3 protein-coding genes and 1 pseudogene are annotated in these 4,101 nt (G+C 67.5%); all 4 read right to left on the bottom strand.

Features of this window, described 5'->3' with window-relative positions; genetic code table 11:
• Nucleotides 1-550, bottom strand: a pseudogene (locus NKH35_RS30760) (hypothetical protein); the annotation flags it as partial.
• A 145-nt stretch (nucleotides 551-695) separates the two neighbouring features.
• Nucleotides 696-1,688, bottom strand: a complete 993-nt coding sequence (locus NKH35_RS30755) for a polyprenyl synthetase family protein (RefSeq protein ID WP_023829753.1) — start codon at nucleotides 1,686-1,688, stop codon at nucleotides 696-698.
• A gap of 129 nt (nucleotides 1,689-1,817) precedes the next feature.
• Nucleotides 1,818-3,161 (bottom strand): cytochrome P450, encoded by a 1,344-nt coding sequence (locus tag NKH35_RS30750; RefSeq protein ID WP_352917451.1) that lies wholly within the window; start codon nucleotides 3,159-3,161, stop codon nucleotides 1,818-1,820.
• The gene (locus NKH35_RS30745) at nucleotides 3,161-4,003 is read right to left on the bottom strand and encodes an SDR family oxidoreductase (protein WP_352917449.1); all 843 of its coding nucleotides are present in this window, start codon (nucleotides 4,001-4,003) and stop codon (nucleotides 3,161-3,163) included. The genes NKH35_RS30750 and NKH35_RS30745 overlap by 1 nt, the downstream gene beginning before the upstream one ends.
• Nucleotides 4,004-4,101 lie beyond the last annotated feature (98 nt).

The raw sequence follows: 4,101 nt of genomic DNA, 5'->3' as shown, positions 1-4,101 counted from the left end.
CGGGGGCCGGCGACGCCCCCCAGGCTTCCCAGGAGTGCAGCAACGGATGGCCGCTCGGCAAGGGCGCCACAGCCCCCAGCTTGACCAGGCGTGCTTGCCGCAACGGCAACAGCGCCGGGTGGCGCGGAAACGCCAAGGCGCCCAGCAAGGATGCGGCCTCGTCGCACAACTGCGGCAGGATCAGCTCCGCGCCGATGGGCGCGTCTTCCGGCACCGCATGCGCGTAGGGATCGGGCTGGCGCTCGAGGAACCGGATTGCAGCCTGGACTGCGTCGGCGGCGCCGGGAAGAGGATCGGCACGCTGCAATGCCAGCAGCGCCGCCCAGGTGGGCGCATGGCGAAACAGCGGGAAGTCCGCACCTCCCCATCCGCCATCGGCCTGTTGCTGCGCGATGAGCCACGCATATGCCTCGTGCCGACCGGTGACTTTGCCGTCGAACTGCAGAGCTCGCGCCGTGTCGTATACGGACGGACCGACGCTGCCGCCGTCGCTCATCTCGCTCAGCAGGTGGCGCAATTCGGAAAGGATCTGTTCGGACAGCGCGTTCACGCGGGATTTTCCTTCTGCAGAGGGCTATGAGAACAGAAACGGGCAGACGCCGCGCACGTCGCCGCCGACACGGACACAGTGCAGCATGCAGCGCCCGCCGGCCGATCGCAGCAGCACAGCGGCAAGTCCTTATGGATGGGCGCGCTCATGCGTATGGCGCGGACAGATAGACGTTGGCCCGCTGCAGCATCTGCGCCAACCCTTCCGCACGCGCCCCCAGAGGGGCGATGGCCTCCCCGGCGTCGTGCAACAAAAACAGCGCGAACTGGCGCGCTGCCTGCAACCCCATGATCGACGCGCAGGTCGGCTTCTGCGCGGCCGCGTCCTTGCCGGGGGTCTTGCCAAGAGTCGCGGTATTCGCCGTCGCGTCGAGAATGTCGTCGGCCACCTGCAACGCCAGGCCATAACAGGCGGTGTAGCGATCGAGTGCACTGTACAGCGTAGTGTGCGCGGCATCCTCCGCGATGGAGTATAGCGCGCCCATGCGAACCGACGCGCGCACTAGCGCTCCGGTTTTCATCCGGTGCATCGCCAGGATCCTGTCCAGTCCGGCGTGCTTTCCGACCAGCGACAAATCCATGGCCTGCCCGCCTGCGGCACCCTCGGCGGACACCGCCTGCGCCAGTTCACGCACGAGCGCGATACGATTGTCGCCCGGCGCATCCAGGCTCGCCAGGGTCAGGAAGGCGTGGGCCTGCAGCGCATCGCCGACCAGGATCGCAGTGGCTTCGCCGAACTTTACGTGCACGGTCGGAAGGCCGCGGCGAAGCACGTCGTCGTCCATCGCGGGCAGGTCGTCGTGGACCAGGGTACAGGCGTGCATCATCTCGATGGCGGCACCGACGTCGTCGAGCATGTGCGCCGGCGTGCCCGCCAGTGCGCCGGCAGCCAGACAGAGCAAGGCTCTGGTGCGCTTCCCGCCATGCAAGGTGGCGTAGCGCATGGCTGCCATCAGCTCTGTCTTACCGTCGTCTTCGGCGCAGAGCAGACGCGCCAGCGCCTGTTCGACCCGCTTTGCGCCGTCCTGCATCCAGATCTCCGGGAGCAGCCCGCCAGATGCGCCGCGCGCCTGCGCGCCCAACCCGCCGAATGCGGAAACGCCAGTTCGGTCGTCGTGTATTGTGGAACCGGTTTGCATGTTGTCCATGTCCTTGTAGCTGAGACGGCCACGGCGAGCGCAAGTCGTCACACGAGTGCGTGCGCTGAGTGCAGCAATGCCGCGCCCCGCCGCGCCGCTGCCTTGCCACACAGGGCGTGCGACGCCAGCTCATGAGAAGCCTATGCGGATTGCCATGGACGGATGTGCGGTCGGGTAATAGCGCCGGCCTTTTTCGACGTCGCTCAGCAACTGCGGCCGCACCCCGGCCTTGTGCATGGTCAGCGCCAAGGCGATGCAGAACTGCACCATTTCCAGCCATACCAGGTGGTAGCCGATGCAGACGTGTGGGCCGGTACCGAACTGCAGCATGTCCACGGGCCGGACCGGTTCTGTGCGTAGCAGCCACCGCGCCAGGCGGAACTGATCAGGCGCCTCGTGCAGCAGCGCCGAGGTCGAGAAATGCAGCAGCGGGATGCATAGGTGGGTGCCCGCGGGAATACGCCGTTGGCCGAGTTGCAATTCCTGCAGCGCGCGACGCGGCAGGAGCGTGGTCGCCGGATGCAGGCGCAGTGTCTCGCGGAACAGGGCCTCGGCGACCGGACACTGCGCCAGGTCCGCGTGCCGGGTCGGCACCGCGCCCACGCGTTGCGCCTCCTCGACCAGGGCGTCCCACAGCACAGGCTGCCTCGCCAGCGCGATCACGATCCAGGCCATCGTCGAGGCAGTGGTGTCGTGACCGGCAAGCAGCAGCAAGCGAATGTTCGCGACCAGGACGTCATCGGAGAGCGGACCGTCGCTGCTGTCAAAAGCGCTCACCATGTCGTTGATGAACCCGGTGCGCGCGGCATGCGCGCGCGCATCGCGGACGAACCGGCGCAACTGCGCGTCGATCCAGTCGCGGGCGGAGCGGCCGCGCCGCAAAGGCAATCCGGGCAGGTCGACCGGTGGCGCGATGATCAACTCCAGCAATTGCCGGTACTTGCGATGCCATCCCGGCAGGTCCTGCGCGGGGATTCCCATGAGGCTGAAGATGAGCTTCAGCATCAGGTCGCCGGTCTCGCGCAGGATAGTTACCTCGCCGCGGGCGCGCCACGCCTGCACCCGCGCCTGGATGACCGGCGCGAACAGGTCGCCGATCCCGGCCTGGGTCAGCCCCTTGGGCAAGAACGCTGCCTTGATGGCATCGCGCGCCTGCCGGTGCGCGCCGCCGTCCAGGGCAACCAACGTTCCGCCAAGCAATTCGGGCGCGATCTCTTCGATCAGCGCCGAGGACACGTCCTTGTGCTTGAGCAGAGAGAATGCGTCCGGATCCACACAGGTCATCAGATGTCCGGCAGGGCCGAAATCCAGCCAGAAGTGGCTGCCCAGCGTCCGTTCTGCGCGTTGCAGCAGGCGCGGCAGGTCGCAGACAATGGCGGGAAGATGCCCGACCAAGGGGAAAGCGCCGGGCATGACCGGGATGTCGGATCGCAGCCGGTGCCGACGGTTGAGTGGGTTGAGCAGTATGTCCATCAGCAGCGCGCCGCCGTCGCCGATTCGGTGTCGCCGGCAGGGCGCGCGGCGCAGCTGTTGCCCCCGTCGGCGTATGTTGGCACATGCGCCAGCATGCCGCCATCGATGCACACGACCTGGCCGGTGATGAACGCAGCATCGGCGGAGAGCAGGAACGCCACGAGCGCGGCCACGTCCTCGGGGCGGCCGACGCGCTGCAGGAGCTGGTGCCGGCGCAGATGCCGTTGCATGCACTCGTCCAGCTTGCCAAGGAGACGCTCGGTCATGATAAGACCCGGCGCAACCGCGTTGCAGCGAATCTGCGCATGACCGTACTGGGTGGCGAGCGAAGCCGAGAGCATGTTCATCGCCGCCTTCGACGCGCCGTAGGACGTCTGCGCCGTGTCACCGCTGAGCCCTTGGCACGACGACATGTTGACGATCGCGCCACCGCCGCGGTCGATCATCCGTGGGATGGCCTGCCGGCAGCAGAGCAGCGTGCCGCGCAGATTGGTCGCCATGGTCTGGTCCCAGACTGCCAGGTCCAGGTCGAGGATCGCGCAGTCGCGCGGGGTCAGATGCATGGCGCTCGCATTGTTCACCAGCAGGTCGACCCCCCCGAAGTGCCGCTCCGCCGTCTCGAACAGCGCTGCCACCGCCTGCTCATCGGCGATATCCATGGCTATGGGCAGCGCGTGGCCTGCTTCGGCCGCGATCTGCGCGGTGCAGGCGATGGCCGCCGAGCCATCAATGTCGGCCACCACCACTCTGCCGCCCCCGCGCGCGATGGCGAGAGCACATGCCTTGCCGATGCCGGCGCCGGCGCCGGTCACCACGGCCACCTTGCCTTCAAACCTTGCCATCGTGGCTCCTGAATTGCATTGGTCTTTCGCAGAATGCCGCTCGGCCTGCGCCGGAGAAGGCGCAGGGTCCGCGCTGGCGCGCTCGTCATGGCCAGCAT

This window comes from Mesorhizobium sp. M1143 (assembly GCF_040318435.1).
Lineage (GTDB): Bacteria > Pseudomonadota > Alphaproteobacteria > Rhizobiales > Rhizobiaceae > Mesorhizobium.
This window is presented reverse-complemented; position numbering and strand designations above follow the sequence as displayed.

What these genes read in the sequence shown, in the direction of transcription:
- NKH35_RS30750 (WP_352917451.1), bottom strand. Translation starts at nt 3,161, where the DNA reads ATGGACATACTGCTCAACCCACTCAACCGTCGGCACCGGCTGCGATCC.
- NKH35_RS30745 (WP_352917449.1), bottom strand. Translation starts at nt 4,003, where the DNA reads ATGGCAAGGTTTGAAGGCAAGGTGGCCGTGGTGACCGGCGCCGGCGCC.
- NKH35_RS30755 (WP_023829753.1), bottom strand. Translation starts at nt 1,688, where the DNA reads ATGCAAACCGGTTCCACAATACACGACGACCGAACTGGCGTTTCCGCA.